The organism is Streptomyces sp. NPDC006711 (assembly GCF_042869775.1).
In the GTDB taxonomy this organism is placed as follows: Bacteria; Actinomycetota; Actinomycetes; order Streptomycetales; family Streptomycetaceae; genus Streptomyces.
This window is the reverse complement of sequence record NZ_JBIAGO010000021.1, coordinates 1-26,572: the sequence shown is the minus strand read 5'-3', so window position 1 is coordinate 26,572 and position 26,572 is coordinate 1. Positions and strand designations below refer to the sequence as shown.

At 70.7% G+C, this 26,572-nt stretch carries 24 protein-coding genes and 1 rRNA gene; 16 read left to right on the top strand and 9 right to left on the bottom strand.

Annotation, left to right across the window (positions count from 1 at the left end; genetic code table 11):
- The first annotated feature begins 143 nt into the window (after positions 1 to 143).
- From ACFYM2_RS30185 to pstB, 7 genes are all read left to right on the top strand, one after another.
- A complete protein-coding gene (locus tag ACFYM2_RS30185; protein WP_359002953.1) occupies positions 144 to 2,369 on the top strand; it encodes an RNA degradosome polyphosphate kinase in 2,226 nt (741 codons plus the stop codon).
- Positions 2,356 to 3,483 carry a CHAD domain-containing protein gene (locus tag ACFYM2_RS30180; protein WP_388461071.1) on the top strand — a complete coding sequence of 376 codons (1,128 nt, stop codon included), beginning with the start codon at positions 2,356 to 2,358 and terminating at the stop codon, positions 3,481 to 3,483. The genes ACFYM2_RS30185 and ACFYM2_RS30180 overlap by 14 nt, the downstream gene beginning before the upstream one ends.
- Complete coding sequence (locus ACFYM2_RS30175; protein ID WP_359002949.1) at positions 3,480 to 3,944, top strand: NUDIX hydrolase; 465 nt, start codon at positions 3,480 to 3,482, stop codon at positions 3,942 to 3,944. Before ACFYM2_RS30180 ends, ACFYM2_RS30175 begins: the two co-directional genes overlap by 4 nt.
- A 257-nt stretch (positions 3,945 to 4,201) precedes the next feature.
- The gene (gene pstS / locus ACFYM2_RS30170; RefSeq protein WP_359002947.1) at positions 4,202 to 5,344 is read left to right on the top strand and encodes a phosphate ABC transporter substrate-binding protein PstS; all 1,143 of its coding nucleotides are present in this window, start codon (positions 4,202 to 4,204) and stop codon (positions 5,342 to 5,344) included.
- Between the two features lie 136 nt (positions 5,345 to 5,480).
- Positions 5,481 to 6,479 (top strand): phosphate ABC transporter permease subunit PstC, encoded by a 999-nt coding sequence (pstC, locus tag ACFYM2_RS30165; RefSeq protein WP_359002945.1) that lies wholly within the window; start codon positions 5,481 to 5,483, stop codon positions 6,477 to 6,479.
- 192 nt (positions 6,480 to 6,671) lie between these two features.
- Positions 6,672 to 7,748 (top strand): phosphate ABC transporter permease PstA, encoded by a 1,077-nt coding sequence (pstA, locus tag ACFYM2_RS30160; protein WP_359002943.1) that lies wholly within the window; start codon positions 6,672 to 6,674, stop codon positions 7,746 to 7,748.
- A 49-nt stretch (positions 7,749 to 7,797) separates the two neighbouring features.
- Positions 7,798 to 8,574: a phosphate ABC transporter ATP-binding protein PstB gene (gene pstB, locus ACFYM2_RS30155; RefSeq protein ID WP_359002941.1), complete on the top strand. Its 777-nt coding sequence runs from the start codon at positions 7,798 to 7,800 to the stop codon at positions 8,572 to 8,574.
- Between the two features lie 431 nt (positions 8,575 to 9,005).
- On the opposite strand, the gene ACFYM2_RS30150 is transcribed toward pstB, so the two are convergent.
- Positions 9,006 to 10,004, bottom strand: a complete 999-nt coding sequence (locus tag ACFYM2_RS30150) for an inorganic phosphate transporter (RefSeq protein WP_350231711.1) — start codon at positions 10,002 to 10,004, stop codon at positions 9,006 to 9,008.
- A 7-nt stretch (positions 10,005 to 10,011) separates the two neighbouring features.
- Positions 10,012 to 10,632 carry a DUF47 family protein gene (locus ACFYM2_RS30145; protein WP_350231710.1) on the bottom strand — a complete coding sequence of 207 codons (621 nt, stop codon included), beginning with the start codon at positions 10,630 to 10,632 and terminating at the stop codon, positions 10,012 to 10,014.
- A gap of 233 nt (positions 10,633 to 10,865) precedes the next feature.
- On the opposite strand from ACFYM2_RS30145, the gene ACFYM2_RS30140 reads away from it, so the two are divergent.
- Positions 10,866 to 11,210, top strand: coding sequence for a metal-sensitive transcriptional regulator (locus tag ACFYM2_RS30140; RefSeq protein WP_359002939.1), 345 nt, complete (start codon positions 10,866 to 10,868; stop codon positions 11,208 to 11,210).
- Positions 11,211 to 11,855: 645 nt separating this feature from the next.
- Here the strand turns inward: ACFYM2_RS30140 and ACFYM2_RS30135 are convergent.
- Both ACFYM2_RS30135 and ACFYM2_RS30130 read right to left on the bottom strand, forming a co-directional pair.
- A complete protein-coding gene (locus tag ACFYM2_RS30135) occupies positions 11,856 to 12,044 on the bottom strand; it encodes a hypothetical protein (RefSeq protein ID WP_359002937.1) in 189 nt (62 codons plus the stop codon).
- A gap of 129 nt (positions 12,045 to 12,173) precedes the next feature.
- Complete coding sequence (locus ACFYM2_RS30130; protein WP_359002935.1) at positions 12,174 to 12,977, bottom strand: hypothetical protein; 804 nt, start codon at positions 12,975 to 12,977, stop codon at positions 12,174 to 12,176.
- Positions 12,978 to 13,071: 94 nt separating this feature from the next.
- On the opposite strand from ACFYM2_RS30130, the gene ACFYM2_RS30125 reads away from it, so the two are divergent.
- Together ACFYM2_RS30125 and ACFYM2_RS30120 are read left to right on the top strand one after the other, a co-directional pair.
- Positions 13,072 to 13,290, top strand: a complete 219-nt coding sequence (locus tag ACFYM2_RS30125; RefSeq protein WP_388840754.1) for a hypothetical protein — start codon at positions 13,072 to 13,074, stop codon at positions 13,288 to 13,290.
- Between the two features lie 84 nt (positions 13,291 to 13,374).
- Entirely contained in the window at positions 13,375 to 14,949 is a 1,575-nt protein-coding gene (locus tag ACFYM2_RS30120; protein ID WP_388840639.1) for an FAD-binding oxidoreductase, read from the top strand.
- Positions 14,950 to 15,019: 70 nt separating this feature from the next.
- Here ACFYM2_RS30120 and ACFYM2_RS30115 read toward each other — a convergent pair whose 3' ends face one another.
- The 3 genes from ACFYM2_RS30115 to ACFYM2_RS30105 all read right to left on the bottom strand — a co-directional run bounded on the left by ACFYM2_RS30115 (position 15,020) and on the right by ACFYM2_RS30105 (position 17,992).
- Positions 15,020 to 15,724 carry a phosphatase PAP2 family protein gene (locus ACFYM2_RS30115; RefSeq protein WP_388840636.1) on the bottom strand — a complete coding sequence of 235 codons (705 nt, stop codon included), beginning with the start codon at positions 15,722 to 15,724 and terminating at the stop codon, positions 15,020 to 15,022.
- Between the two features lie 202 nt (positions 15,725 to 15,926).
- Positions 15,927 to 16,934: a bifunctional lytic transglycosylase/C40 family peptidase gene (locus tag ACFYM2_RS30110; RefSeq protein WP_359002927.1), complete on the bottom strand. Its 1,008-nt coding sequence runs from the start codon at positions 16,932 to 16,934 to the stop codon at positions 15,927 to 15,929.
- Between the two features lie 188 nt (positions 16,935 to 17,122).
- Complete coding sequence (locus ACFYM2_RS30105; protein ID WP_388840633.1) at positions 17,123 to 17,992, bottom strand: trypsin-like serine peptidase; 870 nt, start codon at positions 17,990 to 17,992, stop codon at positions 17,123 to 17,125.
- Between the two features lie 401 nt (positions 17,993 to 18,393).
- On the opposite strand from ACFYM2_RS30105, the gene ACFYM2_RS30100 reads away from it, so the two are divergent.
- From ACFYM2_RS30100 to ACFYM2_RS30075, 6 genes are all read left to right on the top strand, one after another.
- Positions 18,394 to 18,702 carry a hypothetical protein gene (locus ACFYM2_RS30100; RefSeq protein ID WP_053729027.1) on the top strand — a complete coding sequence of 103 codons (309 nt, stop codon included), beginning with the start codon at positions 18,394 to 18,396 and terminating at the stop codon, positions 18,700 to 18,702.
- A 175-nt stretch (positions 18,703 to 18,877) separates the two neighbouring features.
- The gene (locus tag ACFYM2_RS30095) at positions 18,878 to 19,741 is read left to right on the top strand and encodes a hypothetical protein (RefSeq protein WP_388840631.1); all 864 of its coding nucleotides are present in this window, start codon (positions 18,878 to 18,880) and stop codon (positions 19,739 to 19,741) included.
- Positions 19,731 to 21,122, top strand: a complete 1,392-nt coding sequence (locus ACFYM2_RS30090) for a hypothetical protein (protein ID WP_388840628.1) — start codon at positions 19,731 to 19,733, stop codon at positions 21,120 to 21,122. Before ACFYM2_RS30095 ends, ACFYM2_RS30090 begins: the two co-directional genes overlap by 11 nt.
- On the top strand, positions 21,119 to 22,666 hold the full coding sequence (locus ACFYM2_RS30085) for an SCO6880 family protein (RefSeq protein WP_388840625.1): 1,548 nt from the start codon (positions 21,119 to 21,121) through the stop codon (positions 22,664 to 22,666). The genes ACFYM2_RS30090 and ACFYM2_RS30085 overlap by 4 nt, the downstream gene beginning before the upstream one ends.
- 19 nt (positions 22,667 to 22,685) lie before the next feature.
- Complete coding sequence (locus ACFYM2_RS30080; RefSeq protein ID WP_359002918.1) at positions 22,686 to 24,113, top strand: ATP-binding protein; 1,428 nt, start codon at positions 22,686 to 22,688, stop codon at positions 24,111 to 24,113.
- 1 nt (position 24,114) lies between these two features.
- A complete protein-coding gene (locus tag ACFYM2_RS30075) occupies positions 24,115 to 25,755 on the top strand; it encodes a type VI secretion protein (RefSeq protein WP_388840622.1) in 1,641 nt (546 codons plus the stop codon).
- A gap of 77 nt (positions 25,756 to 25,832) precedes the next feature.
- Here ACFYM2_RS30075 and ACFYM2_RS30070 read toward each other — a convergent pair whose 3' ends face one another.
- Together ACFYM2_RS30070 and rrf are read right to left on the bottom strand one after the other, a co-directional pair.
- On the bottom strand, positions 25,833 to 26,384 hold the full coding sequence (locus ACFYM2_RS30070) for a GNAT family N-acetyltransferase (RefSeq protein ID WP_388840620.1): 552 nt from the start codon (positions 26,382 to 26,384) through the stop codon (positions 25,833 to 25,835).
- A 103-nt stretch (positions 26,385 to 26,487) separates the two neighbouring features.
- Positions 26,488 to 26,572: ribosomal RNA gene (gene rrf / locus ACFYM2_RS30065) — 5S ribosomal RNA — on the bottom strand; the annotation flags it as partial.

Genomic DNA, 26,572 nt, shown 5'->3' with positions numbered 1-26,572 from the left:
GACACGCTTGCGACGCTCACGCAATGAAGCCGCCGGCGCCCCCCACCCGGAACGGACCCGTTCCCCCGCCCTCAGCCCCCAGAGCGCTCACTCCCGCCCGCTCCGACGCGCTGGACCGGGCCGTCGCGCGGAACAATGGGGACATGAGCCAGCAGCCCAGCTCCGAAGTCTCCCTCAAGCCCGCCCAGCCGTCCGTGGCCTCCATAGCCGCGCACCGCCCGCACACCCTGGCAGCGGTGGCCTCCGACCTGGAACCGGACATCGACGCGGATCTGGACGCCTACGAGGACGAGAGCGAGGGCGACGAGCTGCCCTCGGGGCGCTTCCTGGACCGCGAGCGCAGCTGGCTCGCGTTCAACGAGCGTGTCCTCGAACTCGCAGAGGACCCGGCCACCCCGCTCCTGGAGCGGGCCAACTTCCTGGCGATCTTCGCCTCGAACCTGGACGAGTTCTTCATGGTCCGGGTGGCCGGACTCAAGCGCCGCATCGCCACCGGCGTGGCCACCCGCTCCGCCTCCGGCCTCCAGCCCCGCGAAGTCCTCGACCTGATCTGGACCCGCTCGCGCGAGCTCATGGCCCGCCACGCCGCCTGCTACCAGCAGGACGTCGCCCCCGCGCTCGCCGACGAGAACATCCATCTGATCCGCTGGCCCGAGCTCGCCGAGAAGGAGCAGGCCCGCCTCTTCACGCTGTTCCGCCAGCAGATCTTCCCCGTGCTGACGCCGCTGGCCGTGGACCCCGCGCACCCCTTCCCGTACATCTCGGGACTCTCGCTCAACCTGGCCGTGGTGGTGCGCAACCCCGTCTCGGGCCACCGTCACTTCGCCCGCGTGAAGGTGCCGCCGCTGCTCTCGCGCTTCCTGGAGGCGTCCCCGCAGCGCTACGTACCCCTTGAGGACGTCATCGCCGCGCACCTGGAGGAGCTGTTCCCCGGCATGGAGGTGCTGGCGCACCACATGTTCCGCGTCACCCGCAACGAAGACCTCGAAGTCGAGGAGGACGACACGGAGAACCTGCTCCAGGCCCTGGAGAAGGAGCTCATGCGGCGCCGCTTCGGACCGCCGGTGCGCCTGGAGGTCGAGGAGTCCATCGACCCGTACGTACTGGACCTGCTGGTACGGGAGTTGAAGATCTCCGACGCCGAGGTCTACCCGCTGCCCGGGCCGCTCGACCTGACCGGCCTGTTCGGGATCGCCGCGCTCGACCGGCCGGAGCTGAAGTTCCCCAAGTTCGTCGCCGGCACCCACCGCGACCTGGCCGAGGTCGAATCCGCCTCCGCGCCCGACATCTTCGCCGCGCTGCGCGAGCGCGACGTGCTCCTGCACCACCCCTACGACTCCTTCTCCACCTCCGTGCAGGCCTTCCTCGAACAGGCCGCGTCCGACCCGGACGTGCTCGCCATCAAGCAGACCCTGTACCGCACCTCGGGCGACTCGCCGATCGTGGACGCCCTGATAGACGCCGCCGAGTCGGGCAAGCAGGTGCTGGTCCTGGTGGAGATCAAGGCGCGCTTCGACGAGCAGGCCAACATCAAGTGGGCCCGCAAGCTGGAGGAGGCGGGCTGCCACGTCGTGTACGGCCTGGTCGGGCTCAAGACGCACTGCAAGCTCTCCCTCGTGGTGCGCCAGGAGAACGACACCCTGCGCCGCTACTCCCACGTCGGCACCGGCAACTACCACCCCAAGACCGCCCGCCTCTACGAGGACCTGGGGCTGCTCACCGCCGACCCGCAGGTCGGCGCCGACCTGTCCGACCTCTTCAACCGCCTTTCGGGATACTCCCGCCGCGAGACCTACCGGCGCCTCCTGGTCGCCCCCAAGTCCCTGCGCGACGGCCTGATCTCGCGGATCAACAAGGAGGTCGCCCACCACCGCGCCGGGCGGCCCGCCTACGTCCGCATCAAGGTCAACTCGATGGTGGACGAAGCCGTCATCGACGCCTGCTACCGGGCCTCGCAGGCGGGCGTGCCCGTCGACATCTGGGTGCGCGGCATCTGCGCCGTCCGCCCGGGCGTGGCCGGGCTCTCGGAGAACATCCGGGTACGTTCCGTCCTCGGCCGCTTCCTCGAACACTCCCGGATCTTCGCCTTCGGCAACGGCGGCGAGCCCGAAGTCTGGTTCGGCAGCGCCGACATGATGCACCGCAACCTCGACCGACGCATCGAGGCACTGGTCAGGGTCGCCGATCCGGCCCACCGCGCGGTTCTCGGCCGGCTCCTGGAGACCGGGATGGCGCCGACCACCGCCTCCTGGCACCTGGGCGCCGACGGGAACTGGACCCGGCACGCGGCCGACGCCGACGGGCTGCCGCTGCGCCATGTGCAGGAGATGCTGATAGACGCCCGGAGGCGCCGGCGTGCAACGCCTTGAGAACATCACAGGACAGGACCCGGCGGGCGACATACTCGCCCGCTACCTCCACCTGCGGGCGGGGGAGTTCCTGCGCGGACTGCGCCTGCACCGCGAGGCGGGACCCGACGGGCACGTGGCCGACGAGGCCGCCAGCGCGCTGCGCGCGACCGCCCGCCGCATCGGCGCCACGCTGCACACGTTCCGGCCACTGCTCGACGCCGCCTGGGCCGACCAGCTGCGTTCCGAACTGGCCTGGCTTGGCGTCACGTTGGGCGGCGAGCACGCCTGCGCCGCGCGCCTGAGCCGGCTCATCGACGCCCTGCACCGGCTGTCCGGCGGCAGCGGAGCGCCGGCGCGCGGCGAGGCGGGGGCGCTCACGGTGGGCGCCGCCCGCGCGGGCGCGCTGCTCGACCGCCAGCTGACGCCGGCACGCGCCCGGGCCCACTCGGCCGCGCTCCAGGCGCTCGGTTCCTCCCGCTTCCACGCGGTGGCGGACGCGGTCGCGCTGCTGGCCAGCGAGGTGCCGCTGGCGCCCGCGGCCGCCGCCCGCGCGGAGGAGGTCCTGATCCCCTCGGCGCTGGCCGCCCAGGAGCGCCTGGAGCGGGCGGTCGCCGCGCTGCCGCTGGCCCGCGCCGCCCGGCCCTACAACGCGGAGGCGCTTGTCCAGGAGAGCGAGGGCCAGGACAGCCCCTGGCACCAGGTGCGGCGGCTGCTGCGACTGCACCGGTACGCCCAGGAACTGCTGCACGCGGGCGCCCCGGACCCCGGACCCGGCGCCTTGGCACTCGACGGCCTCGCGCCCGTGGCCGCGCACCTGTGCGACCCCTATCTCTGCGGCCCGCGCCGCGGCACCTCCCCGCCCCGCGCCACGGGGCTCGACGGGCCGGGACTGAGCGATCAACTCCCGTGCGCGGCAAGGGCACTTGACCGCCACCGCGAGGCCGCCGAGGCCGCGGCCGCCGCGCAGGCCGCCGCCCGCACCCCCCGCATCGCCCCGGCGACCGCGTACGCGCTCGGCGTGCTCCACGCCGATCAGCGGCACGAGGTGGAGGCGGCCCGTTTCGCCTTCCAGCGGATCTGGCAGCCTGGGGCGGTGACGACAGCACCCGCGGCGACCACGGCCGCGCCATGAGCACCGCACCCGGGAAAACCGTCCTCGCGGCGGGCTGCGTCCTGTGGCGCCGCCCGCCCCAGGACGGCACGTCCGTCTCCCGCGACGCCGCCCGTACGCGCCCGCACGCCATCGAGGTCTGCCTCGTACACCGGCCGAAATACGACGACTGGTCCCACCCCAAGGGCAAGTTGCGCCGGGGGGAGGACGCGCTCGCGGGGGCGCTGCGCGAGGTGTTCGAGGAGACCGGGTACACGTGCGTGCCGGGTGAACGGCTGCCCACCGCGTACTACACGGATCCGCAGGGCCGACCCAAACGCGTCGAGTACTGGGCCGCCGAGGCGGGCGAGGGACATTTCACGCCCAACGCGGAGGTCGACCGGCTGCTCTGGCTGCCCCCGGGCGCCGCCCACCAGCGCCTCACCGAGCCCCGCGACCGCCAGCTGCTGCTCGCGCTGCTCGATCTGCCGCGCCCCGCCTGACCCGTGCGCCGCCCCCGCCCCGGGGGTCACGGGTGCGGAATCGGTTCTGTACGCCTCCTGAACACGAACCGGTAACGGTCGGCACCGCACTGCCCGCCACGGTTCACCTGCCGTTAACTCTCCCCCGCCGACCGCTTCACCTGTTCTGCCTAATTTCGGCCTTACACGGTGCACGGCATCCCGCCCTCACCGCCCATCCACGCACGCCGCCGTAGAACGAACGGAACCCCGGCGGCTCCCGGAAGGAACACCCGACAGTGAAGCTTCAGCGCAAGAACCGGCTCCGCGCCACCGCCCTCGGCGTCATCGCCGTGTCCAGCGCCCTGGCCCTCACGGCGTGCGGCAGCGACAACAACAGCGGCGGCGGGAGCACGGGCGGTACGGGTGGCACGGCGTCGGGCGCCGCCTCGAACGTGAAGTGCGACGGCGCCAAGGGCCAGGTCCTGGCCTCCGGCTCCTCCGCGCAGAAGAACGCCATGGACCTGTGGGTCAAGAACTACATGGCGTCCTGCAAGGACGCGCAGATCAACTACAAGTCCTCCTCCTCCGGTGAGGGCATCGTCGCGTTCACCCAGGGCACGGTCGCCTTCGCCGGCTCCGACTCGCCGCTCAACCCGCAGCAGGCGGCGGACTCCAAGAAGGTCTGCGCCGGCGGCCAGGGCATCAACCTGCCGATGGTCGGCGGTCCGATCGCGATCGGCTTCCACGTCGAGGGCGTCGACAGCCTCGTCCTGGACGCCCCGACCCTCGCCAAGATCTTCAACGGCAAGATCACCAAGTGGAACGACGAGGCGATCGCCAAGCTGAACCAGGGCGTCAAGCTCCCCGACCTCGCGATCCAGGCGTTCCACCGCTCCGAGGACTCCGGCACCACCGAGAACCTGACCAAGTACCTCAGCGCCACGGCCAAGTCCGACTGGACCTACGCCCCGGCCAAGAAGTGGGCCGCCCCCGGCGGCCAGGCCGCCTCCGGCTCCGCGGGCGTGGCCGCCCAGGTCAAGCAGACCAACGGCGCCATCGGCTACTTCGAGCTCTCCTACGCCTCCTCCCAGTCGATCAAGACCGTCGACATCAACACCGGCGCCTCCGCCCCGGTCAAGGCCAGCTCCGCGAACGCCTCCACCGCCATCGCCGCCGCGAAGATCGCCGGCACCGGCAAGGACCTCGCCCTGAAGCTGGACTACACGACCAAGGCCGACAACGCCTACCCGATCGTCCTGGTGACGTACGAGGTTGCCTGCGACAAGGGCAACAAGGCCGCCACCCTCCCCGCGGTCAAGTCCTTCCTCTCCTACGCCGCGAGCGCCGACGGGCAGAAGCTGCTCACCGACGCCAGCTACGCGCCGATCCCGTCCGAGATCAACTCCAAGGTCATCGAGACGATCAACTCGCTCTCGTAGAACCGCAGTTGGGCGGCCGGGCCGAAGACCCGGCCGCTCGCGTGGGGCGGGGCCCCGATCCGGCCCCCGCCGCACACCATCCGGTGCACCGCCGCCAGGGGATCCCCCGGATCCCCGCCCACAGACCGGAAAGATCATGGCCTCTTCTCTCGTAACGGACACACCTCCGCCACCCGCTCCCGCCCCGGCACCGCGCCGCAAGCAGTCCACCGGCCGCGCGGGCGACACCATCTTCCTCGGGCTCTCCCGGGGCTCGGGCGTCCTGCTCCTGGTCGTCATGGCGGCCATCGCCATCTTCCTGAGCATCCGGGCCGGCATCGCGATATCGAAGGACCAGGGCAACTTCCTGACCACCTTCGACTGGAACCCGGCCGGCGACCCGCCGGCGTTCGGCATCGCGGTCCTGCTCTTCGGCACCATCGTCAGCTCGGTCATCGCGATGGCCATCGCGGTCCCGGTCGCCGTCGGCATCGCCCTGTTCATCTCGCACTACGCGCCGCGCAAGCTGGCCGCGCCCCTCGCGTACGTCGTCGACCTGCTCGCCGCCGTGCCCTCGATCGTCTACGGCATCTGGGGCGCCCTGTTCCTCGTGCCCTACCTCGGCGGCCTCAACGAGTGGCTCGACACCTACCTCGGCTGGACGTTCCTCTTCGAGAAGACCCAAGTCGGCGTCGCCCGCTCCATCTTCACCGTCGGCATCCTGCTCGCGATCATGATCCTGCCGATCGTGACCAGCGTCAGCCGCGAGGTCTTCCTCCAGGTCCCGCGCATGAACGAGGAGGCCGCCCTGGCCCTCGGCGCGACCCGCTGGGAGGTCATCCGCCTCTCGGTGCTGCCCTTCGGCCGCTCCGGCGTCATCTCCGCCTCGATGCTGGGCCTCGGCCGCGCGCTCGGCGAGACGATGGCCGTCGCCACGGTCCTCTCACCCAGCTACGTCCTCTCGCTGCACCTGCTCAACCCGGGCGGCGGCACCTTCGCGCAGAACATCGCCGCGAAGTTCGACGAGGCCAACCAGCTCGGCCGCGACGCCCTGATCGCCTCCGGCCTCGTCCTCTTCGTGCTCACCCTGCTGGTCAACGGCGGCGCCCGCATGATCATCGCCCGCCGCAAGGAGTACTCGGGGGCCAACGCATGACCCGCGCCACGCCCCGCGACCTCCGCACCCCGGACCGCCGGGGCCGGCCCTGCCAAGCCCTCACCCCCGCAGCCGCAGGGAGCCCCGCATGAGTACTGCGCTGTCCCGGGGGACAACCCCCGGACCCCCGGCCGCGGCCCGCCGGAGCCGGCCCTGCCAAGCCCCCACCCCCGCAGCCGCAGGGAGCCCCGCATGAGTCACGTAGCCGTACAGGACGCCCGGCCGGCCGCCACGGCGCCGCACAAGGGCAGCCTCAGCCACCGCTCGCTGCCCCGCTGGGCCGGCGCCGGCTTCGCGGTCGCCGCGATCGCGCTCGCCGTGGGCATCGGCCTCGCCTTCGACCTGCGCAGCACGGTCCAGTGGGGCCTGATCGCGGCCCTGCTGTTCATCCTCATCTCCTACACGGTCACCACGGCCGTCGAGAACAAGCGGCAGGCCAAGGACCGGGTGGCGACCTCCCTGGTCTGGGTCTGCTTCGTCCTCGCCGTCATCCCGCTCTTCTCCCTCCTGTGGACGACGATCAGCCGCGGCACCAAGGTGCTCAACGGGTACTTCCTGACCCACTCGATGGCCGGCGTGCCCGCCTTCGAGCAGGGCGGCGGCATCTACCACGCGCTGATCGGCACCCTGGAGCAGATCGGCATCGCCACCCTGATCTCCGCGCCGCTCGGCCTGCTGACCGCGGTCTACCTCGTGGAGTACGGCAAGGGCGCGCTCGCCAAGGCCGTCACCTTCTTCGTCGACGTCATGACGGGCATCCCGTCCATCGTCGCGGGCCTGTTCATCCTCACCCTGATGCTGATGTTCGACCTCCAGCCCTCGGGCTTCATGGGCTCGCTCGCCCTGTCGATCCTGATGATGCCGGTCGTGGTCCGCTCCACCGAGGAAATGCTCAAGCTCGTACCGAACGAGCTGCGCGAGGCGGCGCTCGCCCTCGGCGTACCGAAGTGGCGCACCATCCTGAAGGTGGTCATCCCCACCGCGATCGGCGGCATCACCACGGGCTTCATGCTCGCGGTCGCCCGCATCGCCGGCGAGACCGCCCCGATCATGCTGCTCGTCTTCGGCAGCCAGCTGATCAACACCAACCCCTTCGAAGGCGCTCAGTCCTCGCTCCCCTTCTACATCTGGGAGCAGTACCGGGTCGGCAGCGACGCGTCGTACGACCGCGCGTGGGCCGCCGCCCTCGTCCTGATCGCCTTCGTCATGATCCTCAACCTGGTGGCTCGCGGCATCGCCCGCTGGAAGGCCCCCAAGACCGGTCGCTGACGCGGCCCCTGCTCAGCGACCAGTCCTCCACAAAGACAGTGAGTCACCCATGGCCAAGCGAATCGACGTATCCGGCCTCTCCGCCTACTACGGCGCCCACAAGGCGATCGACGACATCTCCATGACCGTCGAGCCGCGCTCCGTGACCGCCTTCATCGGGCCGTCCGGCTGCGGCAAGTCCACCTTCCTGCGCACCCTCAACCGCATGCACGAGGTGACCCCCGGCGGCCGCGTCGAGGGTAAGGTGCTGCTCGACGACGAGAACCTGTACGGGGCCGCGGTCGACCCGGTCGCGGTGCGCCGCACGGTCGGCATGGTCTTCCAGCGCCCCAACCCGTTCCCCACCATGTCGATCTTCGACAACGTGGCGGCGGGACTGCGTCTGAACGGTACGGTCAAGAAGAACGAGCTGGCCGGCGTCGTCGAGAAGTCCCTCAAGGGCGCGAACCTCTGGAACGAGGTGAAGGACCGCCTCAACAAGCCCGGTTCGGGTCTGTCGGGCGGCCAGCAGCAGCGGCTGTGCATAGCGCGGGCCATCGCCGTCGAGCCGGACGTCCTGCTCATGGACGAGCCCTGCTCGGCGCTCGACCCGATCTCCACGCTCGCGATCGAGGACCTGATCGGGGAGCTGAAGGAGCGCTTCACGATCGTGATCGTGACGCACAACATGCAGCAGGCGGCGCGGGTCTCGGACCGTACGGCGTTCTTCAACCTCGCGGCGGTCGGGCAGCCCGGCAAGCTGGTCGAGATCGACGAGACCGAGCGGATCTTCTCCAACCCGTCCGTGCAGGCCACGGAGGACTACATCTCGGGCCGCTTCGGTTAGGCCCGACCCCCAGACCGTCTGCGGTGCTGCATGGCGGTGCCACCGCAAGACGAAGGGCCCGGCCCCGGTCCTCCACACCGGGTCCGGGCCCACCCACACCCCCTGGGCCTCCGCCCCAGACCCCGATCGCGCTGAACACGCTCGTCCTCAAACTCCCCCAAGGCCTTAAGGGCCAGGGGGGACCCCCATGACGGGCTGAGGTTGCCTCAGCAGGAGCCCCGCCAGGGGCGCGGGGAACTGCGCGCCCAGCCACCCACGACCCGCAGCCAGGGTCCCTGGGGCTCCGCCCCAGACCTCGATCGGCCTGAACGGCCTCGTCCTCAAACGCCGGACGGGCTGGGTATGCCCATGCGGGCCAGCACCAGCCCCGCCAGGGGCGCGGGGAACTGCGCGGGCACCCCCACCGCACCCCGGACAGGCGGCAGGCCGCGTCAGCCGAAGCAGAGCTGAACCACGAGATAGCTGACCGCAGCGACCGCCCCCGCAGCCGGCATCGTAATGAACCACCCCAGGATGATGTTCTTCGCGACCCCCCACCGCACCGCATTGACCCGCTTGGTCGCCCCCACACCCATGATCGCCGAAGTGATCACATGCGTCGTGGAGATCGGCGCCTGGAACAGGAACGACGACCCGAACATGATCGACGCCCCGGTCGCCTCCGCCGCGAACCCCTGCGGCGGATCCAACTCGATGATCTTCCGCCCCAGCGTCCGCATGATCCGCCAGCCACCCGCGTACGTACCGAGCGACAGCATCGCCGCGCACGCGAACTTGACCCAGATCGGGATCTCGTCCCCGGCGGACTGCACATCGGCGATGGTCAGCGCCATCACCACGATGCCCATGGTCTTCTGCGCGTCCTGGAGACCGTGCCCGAGCGCCATGCCGGCCGCCGAGACGGTCTGCGCGATACGGAACCCGCGCTTGGCCTTGTGCGGGTTCGACTTGCGGAACAGCCACAGGATCGCGCACATCACCAGGTAACCGACGATCAGGCCGATCACCGGCGAGATGAACATCGGGATGACGATCTTGTCGAGCACACCGGACCAGTACACGGTGGTCCCACCGGCCAGCGCCGCTCCCACCATGCCGCCGAACAGGGCGTGCGAGGAGGAGGACGGCAGCCCGAAGTACCAGGTGACCAGGTTCCAGATGATCGCGCCGACCAGCGCCGCGAACAGGATGCCCATCCCCTTGTTGCCCTCGGGCGTGGAGATCAGCCCCTCGCTCACGGTCTTGGCCACGCCGCTGCCGAGGAAGGCACCGGCGAGGTTCATGACCGCGGCCATCGCGAGGGCGGCCCTCGGGGTCAGCGCCCGCGTCGAGACCGAGGTGGCGATGGCGTTCGCCGAGTCGTGAAAGCCGTTCGTGTACGTGAATCCGAGCGCGACGCCAATGGTCACGATCAACGCAAAGGTGTCCATGACTGGGTCAGGACTCCTTGACGGCGATGGTCTCCACCGTGTTCGCCACGTGCTCGAACGCGTCCGCCGCCTCTTCGAGCACGTCCACGATCTGCTTGAGCTTCAGCACCTCGATGGCGTCGTACTTGCCGTTGAAGAGGTGGGCGAGCAGCTTGCGGTGGATCTGGTCGGCCTGGTTCTCCAGGCGGTTGACCTCGATCCAGTACTCGGTCAGATTGGACATCGTGCGCAGGTTGGGCATGGCCTCGGCGGTCAGCACGGCCGCCCGGCTCAGGACCTCGATCTGCTGCTCGACGCCCTTGGGCAGTTCCTCCACGTTGTAGAGGACGACCAGGTCGACGGCCTCCTCCATGAAGTCCATGATGTCGTCGAGGCACGAGGCGAGGTTGTAGATGTCCTCGCGGTCGAACGGCGTGATGAAGGAGGAGTTCAGCTGGTGGAAGATCGCGTGGGTGGCATCGTCCCCCGCGTGCTCCGCTGCCCGCATGCGCTCCGCGATCTCGGCCCGGGACGCGGAATCCGCTCCGAGCAGTTCCATGAGGAGCTTCGAGCCCGTGACGATGTTGTCCGCGGATGCGGAGAACATGTCGTAGAAGCTCGTCTCCCTGGGGGTCAGACGAAAGCGCACGTGGGGTCCTCGGAGTGCTTGGGATTCGGTCAGGCTGATGCTAGGCGCATCATCCGGCCACGGCTAACCGGCGTTCTTCAGTGTCGCCCATCAGGCACAGTGATCAGCACGGACCCCCGTCCGGGGGACGAAATTCGTTACCATATACCCATGAGGGGTATCCACTCCCCTTGCCTCACAAGGCGAGCCAAGCCACCACCTTGGCGCATGGCAGGAGACAACGGGAGGACGCGATGACGACCACCGAGGCGGCCGGCCCCCCGGTCGAGCCCCCTGTGACCGATCACGACCGCGGCGTGCACGGCTATCACCACCAGAAGGACGAGCACCTCAAGCGGTTGCGCCGGATCGAGGGCCAGATCCGCGGCCTGCAACGGATGGTCGACGAGGACGTCTACTGCATCGACATACTCACCCAGGTCTCGGCGTCGACCAAGGCGTTGCAGTCCTTCGCGCTCCAACTCCTCGAGGAGCACCTGCGGCACTGTGTCGCCGACGCGGCGGTGAAGGGTGGGGACGAGATCGACGCGAAGGTGGAAGAGGCGACGAAGGCGATCGCCCGCATGCTACGAACGTGACCCGCGGCGTCCCTGAGCATCCGGCGCCAGCCCGCGTGCGCATACCCAGCCTGTCCGGCCTTTGAGGACGAGCGCCCTTCAGGCGCGACACGGGGTCTGGGGCGGAGCCCCCGGGACCCCGGCTGCGAACCGTGGGTGGCTGGTCGCGCAGTTCCCCGCGCCCCTGACTACTCGGCGCCGGCCAGCATGCGCATAGTCAGCCCGTCATGGGGGTCCCCCCTGGCCCTTAAGGCCTTGGGGGAGATTGAGACGAGCGCCTTCAGCGCGAACGGGGTCTGGGGCGGAGCCCCAGGAGCCCCGGCTGCGGGCTGTGCGGGGCTGGGCGCGCAGTTCCCCGCGCCCCTGGCAGGGCTGGTGCTGAGGCATACCCAGCCTGTCCGGCGTTTGAGGACGAGGCCGTTCAGGCCGAACGGGGTCTGGGGCGGAGCCCCAGGGGTTTCCTTTCGCCCCCGGAGGGTTTAGGGAAGGGGCGGGGAGGGGCCTCCCGGGGTCTGGGGCGGAGCCCCAGGGACCCCGGCTGCGGGCCGTGCGGGGCTGGGCGCGCAGTTCCCCGCGCCCCCGACCACTCGGCGCCGGCCAGCATGCGCCCAGTCAGCCCGTCCGGCACTTGAGGACAAGGCGTTCAGGCCGGGCGGAGCCCCAGGGTCAGCCCGGGTCGGGGCGGCCGGGGTGCCGTTCGCCCCGCACCACATTCAGAACCTCGTCGATGAGATCGGGACTGAGCCGGTCCCCCTCCGTGGCGGACGCCGCGATCATCAATTCCCCGCACAGCTCTATCTCGACGAGGGCCACGTGGTCCTGGACGGTCACCCCGCGAAGCGAAGCCACGCACATCACCCCTTCCTCGACCTCTTCTCCCCGCCGTCGGCTTCCCAGCGTAAAGAGGGCGGCACACACCGCGCATGGCACGGACGGACCATTTCCGCCACCACCGCCCCACCTGAGGGAGCCATTTCTGGCCGATTACGGTTGGATCGCGCCGTCGTAGATGTCCCGCGCCGCCGGCAACCGTACCGACGCGCCCGCCCCGAATTCGTACAGCAGCGTCGTGGAGGCCACCGCCACGGACCGCCCCCGGTTGACGTAACTGAACTGGTGCCGCACCTTGCACAGGCGCCCCGCCGCGTCGACGTACGCGTCGAACGGCACGGCCCCCTTGGAGAACCCTTTCGCCACCGTCGCGGGCAGCGCCGCGCTCCCCCGGTAGTGCCGCACCTTCACCCCGGCAAGGTCCTCCTCCCCGACGTACGTCACACCCTGCGCGTCACGCAGCAGCCCGGCAGCCGCGTAGGGATCGGTGGCCCCGCCGGTGACCAGGTTGCCGTCGGCGAGCGAGGCGGTGTCGATCCGCACCCACTTGTCGGCGGGCACCCCCGCGCCCCGGTTCTTCATGTAGAGCGCGCCCGGCGCGAGGAGCTCGGTGATCGGCTGCTTCTGCCGCGCCCCGGTGGCGTCCTGCGGCAGCAGCACCACCAACTGCCCGGTCCTGCCCCGGAAGTCGTACGTCCCCTCGCCCCGGATCGTGACCCGGGTGCCCCCGGTGGCCATCTCCATGGAGGTCGTGACCCGGGACGTACCCGCCGCCACCAGCCGGTCCGCGGCCGAGCGCACGAGCGCCCCCGGGTCGGCCGGCGCGCCGCTCGCGCTCTCGGCACTGTTCGCGCCGCACCCGGCGACGGCCGCGAGCACCCCACCGGCCACCCCGCCGACCACCGCGGCGGCCACCATCGCGCCCGCTCGCCCGGCTCCGTTCCGCCGCACCACCATCGCCGCCAAACCCCCAACGCCCACTGGCCTAGCCCATATCCCCTAACGACCGCGACCGCGCCCCCGTCACGCACGGCCGCAGTACCGTGGTGCGGTGCCCCACCAGACCACCGTCACGGAACGCGGCAGCTTCGCGATCGCCCGCTGCGGATGCGGCTGGACCGGCCCGGCCCGCCGCAGTCGCGACAGGGCCCGCGCCGACGCCGACACCCACCACACCGACGTCCCCCGCGCCGACGCCGACACCCACCCCACCGACCTCCCCCACACCACACCCGCCGCCTCGGCCCCGCCGACCCCCTCCACCACCTGAGCACCCGCGCCGGCCACCCGGTTCGGGGGGCGCCCCCGCGGGGAAGGCGCCCGCACAGCGCCCCACACGCCCCCGGGAGCCACCATGCGCCGCCGCACTCTCCTCACCGCAGCCGCCGGCTCCGCCGCGACCGCACTGGCCACCACCGGCTGCGGCCCCGCCGCGCACCCCGGCCCCGCGCCGGTCACCATCCCGCCCACCCGCTCCCCGTCCCCGAGCTCCCCGGCCACCGCGCAGGCCCCGGCCGACTGGAACGCCCTGGCCCACTCCCTCGACGGCAGACTCGTCCGCCCCGGCGACGCCGACTACGCCACCGCACGCCAGCTCTACAACACCCGCTTCGACAGCCAGAAACCCGACGCCGTCGCCTACGTGGCGCACGAGGCGGACGTGCGGGAATGCCTTGCCTACGCCCGCGCCCACCACACCCCCGTCTCGATCCGCAGCGGCGGCCACGACTACGCGGGCTGGTCGTCCGGAACCGGACGTCTCGTCATCGACGTGTCGCGGCTCGCCTCCGTGTCGTCCGACGGCACGATCGGCGCGGGCGCCCGGCTCCTGGACGTCTACACCGGCCTCGCCGAGAGCGGCCGCACCATCCCCGGCGGCTCCTGCCCCACCGTCGCCGTCTCGGGCCTGACCCTGGGCGGCGGCCACGGCGTCACGGCCCGCGCGTACGGGCTCGCCTGCGACAGCCTGACCTCCGTCGACCTCATCACCGCCGACGGCCGGAAACTGCGCGCGAGCGAGCAGCAGAACCCGGACCTCTTCTGGGCGCTGCGCGGCGCGGGCAACGGCAACTTCGGCGTGGTCACCGGCCTCACCTTCCGTACCCACGACGCGCCGCAGGGCGTGACGGCGTATCTGACCTGGCCCTGGCGACAGGCGCAAGCGGTGATCGGCGCCTGGCAGGAGTGGGGTCCCGACCAGCCCGACGAGATCTGGAGCGCCGCGCATCTGGCCGGCGGCGCCGGCGGCGCCAACCCGACCCTGACCATCGCCGCGTTCTCGCTCGGCACGTACGGCGATCTCCAGAACGCCCTGGACCGCCTCGCCGACCGCGCGGGCGCGTCCGCCTCCTCGGTGTCCTTGCACCGCACCGGCTTCCAGGACGCGATGCTCCTGTACGGGGGCTGCTCCACCTACAGCCAGGCCCAGTGCCACCTGCCCGGCACCACCCCTGGCCGCGCCCCGCAGGGCGTGCTCCAACGCGAGACGTACGCCGCGAAGTCCGACTTCTACACCAAGGCACTGCCCCCGACCGGCATACGCCAACTCCTCGGCGGCGCCGAGGAGTTCACCCGCATCCCCGCCGCCGACAACGGGGGCGGCGGCACCATCGTGCTCACCGCGCTCGGCGGCGCGGTCAACCGGGTGGCCCCCGACGCCACCGCCTTCACCCACCGCACCTCACGGGTGCTCGCCCAGTACATCGCCTCCTGGCGCCCCGGCACCTCGGGCGCGACCCAGCAGTCCTGGCTGGCCCGCACCCACGACGCGATGCGCCCGTACGCCTCGGGCGCGGCCTACCAGAACTACCCCGACCCCGCGCTCACCGACTGGCGCACGGCCTACTACGGCACCGCAGCGCCGCGGCTGGCGCGGCTGAAGCAGCAGTACGACCCGGGCAGGCTCTTCGACTTCCCCCAGGCGCTCTGACCCGTACGGCAGCCGGCCCGTACCGACGTTGGCCCGTACCACCGTCGGCCGCACCGCCGCTGAGCCGGTGTCAGGCCGCCAGATCGCGCTCGGTGGCGCCCGGCCGCTCGATCGCGCCGCCGGCCGCCGCCGGGACCACCGTGAGGGTGCGCCGCGAGTGCACGAGGAGCCCGAGCCGCCGCGAGCGGGCGACGGCCGCGACGACCGGAGTGAGCAGCAGCTGGGCGAGCGGGGCGAGCAGCAGCGTGACCGCCGTGCCGAGTGCGAAGCCGCCCACGACGTCGGTCGGGTAGTGGACGCCCATGTAGACCCGGCAGAACCCTTCGAGCAGGGCGAGGCCCAGCGCGATCAGGCCGAACTTGCGGTTGGCGACGAAGAGTCCGGCGCCGATCGCCATGGCGAGGGTGGCGTGGTCGCTGACGAAGGAGAAGTCGGCCTTGCCGCCGACCAGGACGTCGAGCCCCTTGTGGTCGAGGAAGGGCCTGGGCCGCTCCACGAAGTCGCGGATGGGGATGTTGACCAGGACGGCGATCCCGGCGGCCAGCGGCGCCCACACGATCCCGGCGACCGAGACGACCGCGGACTGCCGGTCCTCCGCGCGCCGCACGCTCCACCAGCACCACAGCACGACGAGCACGAGACCGAGCAGGATCCCGTACTCCCCGACGAAGGCCATGGTCCGGTCGAGCCAGGAAGGGGCGTCCTTGGCTAGCCCGTTGATGTCGTAGAGCAGGCTGACATCGGGATTCGCTCCGTCGAATGCGAGTCCAGCCATGCTGCGGCCCCTTGCCTTGATCCGTCCTGCTACCAACCCCCGTGGTCAGTACGTACATCAGTCACTGTCCAGGAAACGCCCATCACGGCCGCCGCGTTCCACTCTCCACTGAATGATCACCTCGACGTTATCGAAGAGAGATTCATCGTCGCAGTTCAGGGCCTTGGCTTCACGGAGAGTTCAAGCCACCGGAGGGCCTGGTTCAAGCCCCCGGTTGGAGCGTCGGCAGCGCGGCCGCGCCGTCCTTGGTGACCCGGGTCGCGCCGAAGTAGTCCGGCGCGTCGATCTTGTCGAAGCGGATGACGGCACCGGTGTAGGGCGCGTTGATCATGTATCCGCCACCCACGTAGAGCCCCACGTGGTGAATGGCCCGGGAGTTGCCGAGGTCGGTCGAGAAGAAGACGAGGTCCCCCGGAAGCAGCTCGTTCCGCGCGGGGTGCGGGCCGGCGTTGTACTGGTCGTTGGCGACGCGCGGCAAGGTGATCCCGACGCTCTGGTACGCGGCCTGCGTCAGCCCGGAACAGTCGAACCGCCCCCCTTGCTCGGGCGTCCCCTCCCCGCCCCACAGATAGGGCGTCCCCAGCTTCTGCTGCGCGTAGTAGATGGCCCCGGCCGCCTGCTGGGAGGGCTGCACGCGCCCGACCGGGGCGGCGAAGCTCTTCTCCAGGGAGCGAATGGTCTTCACGTACCCCTGGGTCTCGCTGTAGGGCGGAACACCCTGGTAGTGGATGACGGCATAGGCACCCGCGTTGTAGGCGGCGAGCATGTTGTCGCTCGCGTCCCCGGGTACGCCCTTGACATATTTGGCCAATTCACAGTCGTACGAGGCCGCTGACGGAATGGCGTCCGCCGGGTCCCAGATGTCCCGTTTGCCGTCGCCGTTGCCGTCGATGCCGTGGGTCGCCCAGGTGTCGGGCATGAACTGGGCGATGCCCTGGGCGTTGACCGGGCTGACGGCGTTGGTCTTCCAGCCGCTCTCCGAGTAGAGCTGGGCCGCGAGCATGGCCGGGTTGAGGCTGGGGCAGTAGGTGCCCCACTTCTGCACGAGCGGCTGATAGGCGGCCGGCACGGCCCCCTTGGCCAGGCCGACCGCGCCGCCCGCCGAGGAGGCCAGGCCCGCCGCGGCCGAATACGTACCGACAACGAGCAGCGTGATGAAGCTCAGGCACACCCCGAACCCGATCCCGGCGACCACCCAGACTCTGCGCACCCCTCAACCCTCCCCCATCGAGGCGCGGTTCACCGCCACTTCATCCGCACTCGTGTCGCACGGGCGCGCATTCGGCCAGGGAGCCCGGCGCACCCGGCGCGAAACCCGCCCACGTCAGCACCACGCCCCCCTCACGCCCCCGGCTGTCCCGAAACCGGTCAGCGGCCCGCCTCAGCCGGTCGCGCCCCTCAGGGCAACAGGCACGCACACACCAGGGGCTGATCCTCCGTCACCGCCGCGCTGTCCGCCGCCCGCGCCGTCGCGTGCGCCACCGGCTCCGGGTCACCCGCCGACTCCGCCAGCTTGTACAGCGACTTGGTGACCGGCCCGAAGACGACGCTGTACGAGACGTCGGGGTCGTCACCGCCGAACTCGTACCCCCCGATCACCCCCGCGACCGCCCCGCCCTCGGTGACCCAGGGGCTGCCGCTGGTGCCGCCGGGGAAGGCCGGGCAGTCGATGCGCTGCTGGGTGGCGCCGTAGGCGGTCGCCGTGTTCGTGCAGACCTGCGGAACCTCGGTGTCCGAGGGATACCCGGTGACGGTCACCGGCCCGCCCGTCGCGCGGTCGGCGAACAGCGGGGCCGCGCCCACCACGTCCTCGATCTGCTTGCCGCCCTGCGAGCCGGGCCCGAGCACCGCGAAGGCGACGTCACTGTCCTGGTCCCCGTCCTCGTTCCAGCTGTCGTCCGCGTACACCGACTCCACCGGCCATGTCCCGTACGGCGCCGAACCGTCCCGGTAGGCGGGCGCGAACACCGTCCTGCCGCCCTCCGACTCGTCCGCCGACAGACAGTGCGCGGCCGTCACGATGAGATCGTGTCCCGAGCTGTGAACGACCGACGCGGTGCAGTAGTGCCCGCCGTCGAGATCCCCCTTGAACAGCGCGCCCACCCGCGCGTCGGCCGCCGTGGCCGGAGCGGTCGTGGTCAGGCTCCTGGCCACCGTGTCGTGGTCGCCGTACGTCGGTATGACCAACAGCACCGCCGCCGCCGACAGCGCGCTGAACCTCCCGCGCCTGGGGGCGAACTTCCTCCCGGAGATGCCAGTGCGCTTCATACGTGCGGCTCCTGGTGGTCGGCGGCCTGCTTGCTGACTGCGAACACTCTGACTCTCGCTGCCCCCGCTGAGAACGACCATGAGGCTTTTCTTAGAAGTTTCTATGAACCGGTCCGCCACCGTGACCAGCCACGTCGCCCTCCGACACGACGAACGGCCCAAGGGTGTAACAACGACAGTCATTGCCCGGAGTCACGCTCCGTGATACACAGAGTGACCATACGCGTTTCCGCATACACCGGTTCACCGCAGGTCAGGGCGGTGAACCGGTACTGCCATGCGGGTACGGGTAAAGAGAGGCGCGAAGGCGTGCTACTCCGGCGGTTTCATCAGCGAAGATAGAACCTGACCCATGCCGCGCGGCAGGGGCTTCGAACTACCCGACAGGGGCGGTGAGTTACATGTACCTGGCAGCCGGAAAAGGCGACATCACCACCATCATCGGCGGAATCGCCCCCAACTGGGGGCCGTTCGGGACGCTCGGCAACGAGGCCCGCATCATGGTCGAGGTGGTGATGGCGGTCGCCATCCTCCTCTGCCTCGGCATCGCGGTATGGGGTGCGGCCAAACAGCGGATCGGGGCGACGGCGCTGCGGGACACCTTCAGCGCCGAACAGGGCAAGGGCCTGATCGTGGCCGGCCTGACCGGAGTCTTCATCATCGGATCGCTCGGCACGCTCTTCACCATCGTGTACGGAATGGCCGTCTGACGCCCAGTCAGACAGGCCGCACGTCCCTCCCGTCCCCCTCACACCATCCGTCCGTCGTGCCCACCGGCAGAGGTTGCGTCCCCCTGATGTCGAGTCACCACACCGCGCCCGCGCGGGAACCAGCACGGCTACCGTCGTACTACGCGGAACCGCACACGGTCGAGGGGGCGCAGGCATGAGTTTCGACGACGAGCCGGGCCGCGGCGGGTCCGGACCCGGCCACGGCGACGACCGCTTCAGCACGCTCGGCGGCACCCGCCAGACCCGTACGCGCCTGCCCGAGCCGGCCGGCGACAGCTACGGCACGGGCCGCCGGCCACCCCGGACGTCCCGCTCCCTGGTGATGGTGGTCGGCGTAGTGGTCCTCCTGATCGCGGCCATCGCCTTCGCCAACCGGGGCGGCGACGACCCGGGCACGTCCCCCGACACCACCGCGAGGCCCGGCGGGGCGGGCGCGACAGCTGCGACGGGCACGAAGCCGGTGACGGGCAAGAACGGCTCAATCCCGGCGGGCTTCCCCCAGACCGAGGAGGGGGCGCAGTCGGCTGCGGCGAATTACGCGGTGGCGTTGGGGTCCACGGGCATGTTCAACAAGGACACCCGGCACCAGATCCTCGATGCCGTGTACACCACCGCGGCTGCGGCCAAGCTCAAGGCACCGCAGGACGCGGCGTACTCCGCGGACTTCCTGAAGAGGCTCGGGCTGGACGCCGAAGGCCGGACGCCTCCAGGCAATGCGTTCGTCTCCCGCACCATCCCCGTGGGCACCAAGGTGCAGGACTACGGCACGGGCAGCGCGAAGGTCTCCGTCTGGTACACCGGCCTCATCGGAATGTCGGGGCCCGGTTCCACCGATCCAGTACGCACGGCGTGGAAGACGTGGACGTTCGACCTCCAGTGGTCCGACAACGACTGGAAGATCGCCGACGACACCCAGACCGACGGCCCTGCGCCCGTCCCCGGCGACATCGCGGCTTCCAGCGCCGACGCCATCAGCAAGGCCGTCGGGGAGTACGGAGGCTTCACCTATGCCCGGTAAGCCGACCCGCGTCGCCCTCTCGATCACCGGCACGTTCACGGCTGTGCAAACTTCAGCCGTCCTGTTGGCGAGCAGGGCCTACGCGGCTCCGACCCCCACACCCACCCCGAGCGGATCGCCCGGCGCCAGCCCGAGCCCCAGCGCGAGCAGTGACCCGTGTGACCTTCTGATCGGCCCCGCCAAGCAGTACTGCACCAGCGGATCGGGCGGCACCAGCAAGAACGTCCCCCCCACCGACGGCGGCGCAGCCGACCCCCTCACCTCGCTCTCCAAGGGCTGCGCCGACGCCGCCGTCTGGGTCGTCGACACGCTCTCCAAGTTCGTGAAGACCGCCGCCAAGGTGGACTTCACCGACCCCGCCTTCCTCAGCCGCTACGCCATCGTCTTCGCCGCCGCCACGATCCTCACCCTCGTCCTGTGGCTCCTCGCCGTCGCCAAGCGCGCCATCCGCGGCGTACCGCTGTCGACCGCGATCTCGGAAGCCGTCGGCTTCCTGTGGCTGACGGTGCTCGCCTCCGCGTTCACCCCGCTGGTCCTCTACACCGTGGTCAACGCCACCGACGCCGTCACCGACGTCATCGCCGCCGGCACCGGCGACCAGACCGGCGTCTTCTTCGGCTCCTTCTCGGACGCGCTCAAGAAGGGCACATCCATCGGCGGCGGCCCGATCATGCTGATCGTCGTCTCCCTGGTCACCATCGTCGCCGCCGGCATCCTCTTCCTGGAGCTCTACATCCGCGCCCTCCTGCTGTACGTGGGCGCGCTGCTCGGCGTCATCGTGTACTCGGGACTCGTCGACAAGAACATGTGGGGCCACGTCCGGCGCTGGGCCGGGATCATGATCGCGATCATCATGGTCAAACCCATCATCGTGATCGTCCTGAGCCTCGCCGGAGCGCTCTCCTCCGGCAAGGGCCCCGACTCCTTCTCGGCCGTCGTCTCCGGCCTCGCCATCATCCTGCTCGCGATCTTCGCCTCGGCGATGATCTACCGCTTCGTCCCCGGCTTCGGCGACGAGATCGCCTCCGCCCGCTCCAACCGCAAACAGGCCACCAGCGGCGCCCAGGCCGCCGCCCTCGTCTCCTCGCCCGCCGCCCTGGTCTCCCAGGGCATCAAGGCCCACAGCAGCCGGGGCAACCAGGGCGGTGGTGGCGGCGCCGCCCAGGCGCGCCCCGCCAACCCCCTGTCCGGTGGCGTGGCCGCCCACAGCAGCCGGGGCTCCGGCGGTGGAACGGGCGGCGGAGCCGGCGGCGGAACTGTCCCCTCCGCCGCCCCTCCGCCGCGCAGCGGCAACAGCCCGACGTCCGGCACGCCGCACTCCCACCGCCGCGACACCGGCGGTACCACAGGTAACAAGAACACTGGAGGTGGAGGGCGTTGACGACCCAGTCCCAGCCGGTCACGCCCCGCCGTACGTATCTGATCGGCCGCGCCAGGCCGTCGGCCGTCGTCGGCAAGAACCGGGAGACCGGCGAGATCGCCCTGATCATCGGCGGTGCCTTCCTCGGCATGGTGTGCGGGCTGCTCGTCCCGGTCCTGTCCCTGCGCATCGTGCTCCTGATGGGTTTCCCCTTCCTGGCGCTCGCCGCGGTGTACGTGCCGTACAAGCACCGCACCTTCTACAAGTGGTTTGAAATCAACCGCAGTTATAAGCGTTCGCTACGCCGAGGCACCGCCTACCGCTCGGGTTCACCCGAAGCGGGCGTACGCCTCGACGGGCGCGAGGTCGAGGTCGGGCCGCCACCCGGCATCGGCCACATCACCTGGCTCGCCGCGCCCTTCGGCCCCGACGAGATCGCCGTCCTGCTGCACGCAGACCGGCGTACCGTCACCGCCGCCATCGAGATCGAGGGCCCCGGCGTCGGCCTGCGCGACAGCGAGGACCAGGAAGCCCTGGTCGACCGGTTCGGCACACTGCTCAAGCACGTCGCCAACGGCGACGGCTTCGTCACCCGGCTCCAGATGCTGGCCCGCACCCTGCCCGCCGACCCCGACGCCCACGCCAAGGACGTCGCCCAGCGCGGCGACACCAAGGCGCCCGGCTGGCTCCAGGAGTCCTACGACCAGCTCCAGTCCATGGTGTCCACCTCCAGCGAGCAGCACCGCGCCTACCTCGTCGCGTGCATGCAGTACAGCCGCGAACTCGCCGCCGAGGCCAACGCGATGGCCCGCGCCGCCAACCCGCACGGCCGCAAACTCGACCGCGACGCGGGCCTCGCCGTCGTCATGGCGCGCGAACTGACCGACATCTGCGCCCGGCTGGCCGAGGCCGACATCCGCGTACGCCAGCCGCTCGGACAGAGCCGGCTCTCCTCCCTCGTGCACTCCATGTACGACCCGGACCACCCCATCGACCACATCCAGGCCATGACCAAGCGCAACGCCTGGCCGGCCGAGCTCGACGCGGTGGAGCCCACCTACCTCCAGGCCAAGACCCGCGAGTCCTCCACGCGGGCCCCCTGGTGCCACGCCACTGCCTGGGTCAAGGAGTGGCCGATGACCCCGGTCGGCGTCAACTTCCTCGCGCCGCTGCTCGTCCACACCCCTGACGTGATCCGCACGGTCGCCGTCTGCATGGACCTGGAGCCGACCGAAGTCGCCATCGAGCGCATGCTCACGGAGAAGACCAACGACGAGGCGGAAGCCTCCCGAGCGGCCAAGATGAACCGCACGGTCGACCCCCGCGACATCGCCGCCCACGGCCGCCTCGACCAGCGCGGCGAAGACCTCGCGAGCGGCGCCGCCGGCGTCAACCTGGTCGGCTACATCACGGTCTCCTCGCGTTCGCCCGAAGCCCTGGCCCGCGACAAGCGGACCATCAGAGCCTCCGCCGGCAAGTCCTATCTGAAGCTGGAGTGGTGCGACCGCGAGCACCACCGCGCCTTCGTCAACACCTTGCCGTTCGCGACCGGAATCCGCCGCTAGTTGAGAGGCAGTACCCGCCATGCGAGATCCGCTGTCTCTCCTCACCGACGCCTTCACCTCCCTGCTCTTCGGCAAGGTGGAGACCACCCGGCTGCCCGTCCGCACCTCCACGGGCCAGGCCCAGGCCGTCTACCTGCCGACCGCCGCCCCCGGCCTCGGCGACTCCGGCGTGATCATCGGGCGCGAGGTGTACAGCGGCAAGGGCTACATCTACGACCCCTTCCAGCTGTACGGCCAGCAGCTCCCGGCCCCGCACTGGCTGGTGCTCGGCGAGTCCGGCAACGGCAAGTCGGCCCTGGAGAAGACGTACGTCCTGCGGCAGTTGCGGTTCCGCGACCGCCAGGTCGTCGTGCTGGACGCCCAGGGCGAGGACGGCGTCGGCGAATGGAACCTCATCGCGCGCGAGCTGGGGATAACCCCCATCCGCCTCGACCCGATGACCGCGATGGACGGCGGCATCCGGCTCAACCCGCTGGACCCGGCGATCACGACCACCGGCCAGCTCGCCCTGCTTCGAACGATCATCGAAGTAGCGATGGGACACGGCCTGGACGAACGATCGGGATTCGCTCTCAAGGTGGCGCACGCCTACGTCAACGCCACGATCACGGACCGCCAGCCGGTCCTGACCGACATCGTGGAACAACTGCGCCACCCCGAGGCCGAGTCGGCCGAGGCGATGAATGTCGACATAGACGATGTACGGGCCTGGGGACTCGACGTCGCCCTGGTGCTCGACCGCCTGGTCGACGGCGACCTGCGCGGCATGTTCGACGGCCCGACGACCGTCGGCATCGACCTGGACGCGCCTCTGATCGTCTTCGATCTTTCGCACATCGATCGAAATTCGATCGCGATGCCGATCCTCATGGCGATCGTGGGCGTCTGGCTGGAGCACACCTGGATCCGCCCCGACCGGAAGAAGCGCATCTTCCTGGTCGAGGAGGCCTGGCACATCATCAACAGCCCCTTCGTCGCCCAGCTCTTCCAGCGCCTGCTCAAGTTCGGGCGCCGGCTCGGCCTGTCGTTCGTGGCGGTGGTCCACCACCTGAGCGACGTCGTGGACGGCGCGGCCGCGCGCGAGGCCGCCGCGATCCTGAAAATGGCCTCGACCAGGACCATCTACGCCCAGAAGGCGGACGAGGCACGGGCCACGGGCCGGGTGCTCGGCCTGCCACGCTGGGCGGTGGAGATCATCCCGACGCTCACCCCAGGCATCGCGGTGTGGGACGTGAACGGCAACGTCCAAGTGGTCAAACACCTGATCACCGAGCGAGAACGCCCCCTGGTCTTCACCGACCGCGCCATGACCGAATCGGCGGCCACGGACGACATCCTCGCCTCGGAGCTGGACTCCCGGCTCGAATCGGAGACGGAACGCCGAGCGGCCCTCAGGGAACAGCATCTGTCCGCCGCACCCGACTCCTCCGAGTCCACGGTGGCCTGACATGAGCGGACCCGCAGCACCGAGAGAGACCCCGCGCGGCATCCCGGACTCGCTCCTGGTCGGCCTGCTGGCCTTCCTCCTGGGTCTGACCGTACTGGTGTGGACGGCCACGGGCCTGGGTGGCCTCCTCACCCAGGGCGCGTGGCCGCCGGGCGTATCGTTCACGCAGAGCCCGATGGCCCTGCGCTCCCTGGTCACCGCCCCGCACGACCTCCCGTCGGCCTGGCCCGACACCCCGCCCCACGCCCTTTCGGGCTACGGCCTGTTCTGGGGCCTGCTGATCGGCGAACTGCTCATAGTGATCGTCCTGACGATCTTCGCGCTCGGCACGTTCACACGCTGGCGGGCGGTACGAACGAGAGCGAAGCAGCAAGCCCTCCCTCCCGGGGCCCACCCCCTCAACCCAACCCCGGCCAATAACGCCGCCCCAGCAATCCCGCCCCCGGCCAACAACGCCGCCCCAGCGATCCCGACCCCGGCCACCACCAGCCCCGCAACGCACGCCGGGACCGACGCCCCCCTCCCCACCCCCGCTGTGGGCAATCGTTCCGCAGGGCGGAACGGGTGGGCACAGCGGACCCCGGCGGCAGGCACCCCGGCCACCGCCACCGACCCCGCACAGCCGTCGGCGCCCGCACTGGAACTGGCCGGCACACCAGACCCCGTAAACCCCGCAGGGGGCCCGGGGGTACCCACCCCCAGAGCCGAACGACCGGACACCCGGCTCCACTTCGGCACCCCGGCCGCCCGGCGGCCCCTCGCCCTCCAGGCCATCCAGGAGGCGGAGGGCGCGGCCCTGGTCGTCACCTCGGACCCGACCCTGTGGGCCGAGACGAAGGACGCCCGGGCCAAGCTCGGCCCCGTACACGTCTACGACCCCACCCACCGCTGCGACACCCCCGCCCGCCTGCACTGGTCCCCCACCGCGGGCTGCGAGGACCCCGACACGGCGGCCGCGCGGGCCGCCGCGCTCCTGGCCCCCGTGCGCCCCCAGGCCCGCGTGGACGCCGCGATGGCCGACACCGCGGAGACCCTGCTGCGCTGCTGGCTGCACGCCGCCGCCCTGGAGAGCCGCGACGGCAAGGCGACGAAGCAGTTGCACCGCTGGGCCCAGGGAACGGCCGCCCACGAAGCCGTGCGCATTCTGCGCACCCACCCCAAGGCCCAGAACGGCGGCGCGGGCCTCCTGGAGTCCGCGCTCACCGCTTACCCCGAACGCCGGGAGATCGCCCAGGCGTTGACCGCCCGTGCTCTCGCCTGCCTCGCCTCGATCCACATCCGCGACGCCTGCACACCGAACCGAGCGGATTCGCTCGCTCTGGAATCTTTCGTGAACGAAGGGGGCACCCTCTATGTGGTGGGCGAAGCGATCGAGGATCCCCGGTCCGACCCTGCCGCGATGCCCCTCCTGACGGCGCTCGCCTCAGACGTGGTCGAGCGCGGCCGCCGCATGGCCGAACGGTCATCTGACGGTCGCCTCGACCCACCAATGACGCTCGTCCTGGACGACGTCGCGGCAGTGGCCCCCCTTCCCCGCCTTCCGGAGCTGCTGTCGACCGGTCAGGACCAGGGCCTTCCGCTCCTGGTCCTGCTCCGCTCCCCCGAACAGGCCCGCGCGCGCTGGACCGAAGCGCTGACCTGAGAGCGCCGGCCGCGGCCCGAGCCCGCTCGTACGGTCAGGCTCGCGCTGTCAGGTTCGCCCCTGGCAGGTTCGTACGATCAGGTTCGTACGAGCTCCATCTCCAGGTCCACGCCGCCGGCCTTGCCCACGACGGGCGCGCACTGACCCGTCGCCACGAAACCGAACTTGCGGTAGAAGCCCTGAGCGCGCGGGTTGTCCTCGTGGACGTAGAGCCTTACGCGCTCGACGGGCGGCGCCTCCAGCGTCCAGGCCCACTCGACGGCGGCCTGGAAAAGCCGCTCGGTCAGGCCCACCCCTCGGTGCTCGTCACGCACGAAGACGCCCACCAAGTGCGCCTGCGGGGCGGTGATTTCCGCGCCGAAGATGTCTTTCGCCCCGACCTCCTCGACCAGCACGACGACCGTGCCCACCAGTTCCCCGTCCGGCGTCTCGGCGACGAACTGCCGGGCGGACGTGCCGCGCGTGACGCCCGCCGTCCGCTCCTGCCAGAACGAATCCGGGCGGGCCAGAGCCTGTTCCGGGGTCTCAAGGAACGCGACCGGAGCCACCGGATCGGCCAGCGCGACCAGGCGCAATTCCTTCATCCGCAGCCATTCGTCGGCGCGGACCGGGCGAATCAGATAGTCCATGCGCTCATGCTCGCCACAGCCCCGACCACCCGCAACGTGTTTTGCCGCACCCAGAACGCAGAAAAGCCCCGCACCATGAGGTGCGGGGCTTTTCCCAAAATTTGTTCGGCGGCGTCCTACTCTCCCACAGGGTCCCCCCTGCAGTACCATCGGCGCTGAAAGGCTTAGCTTCCGGGTTCGGAATGTAA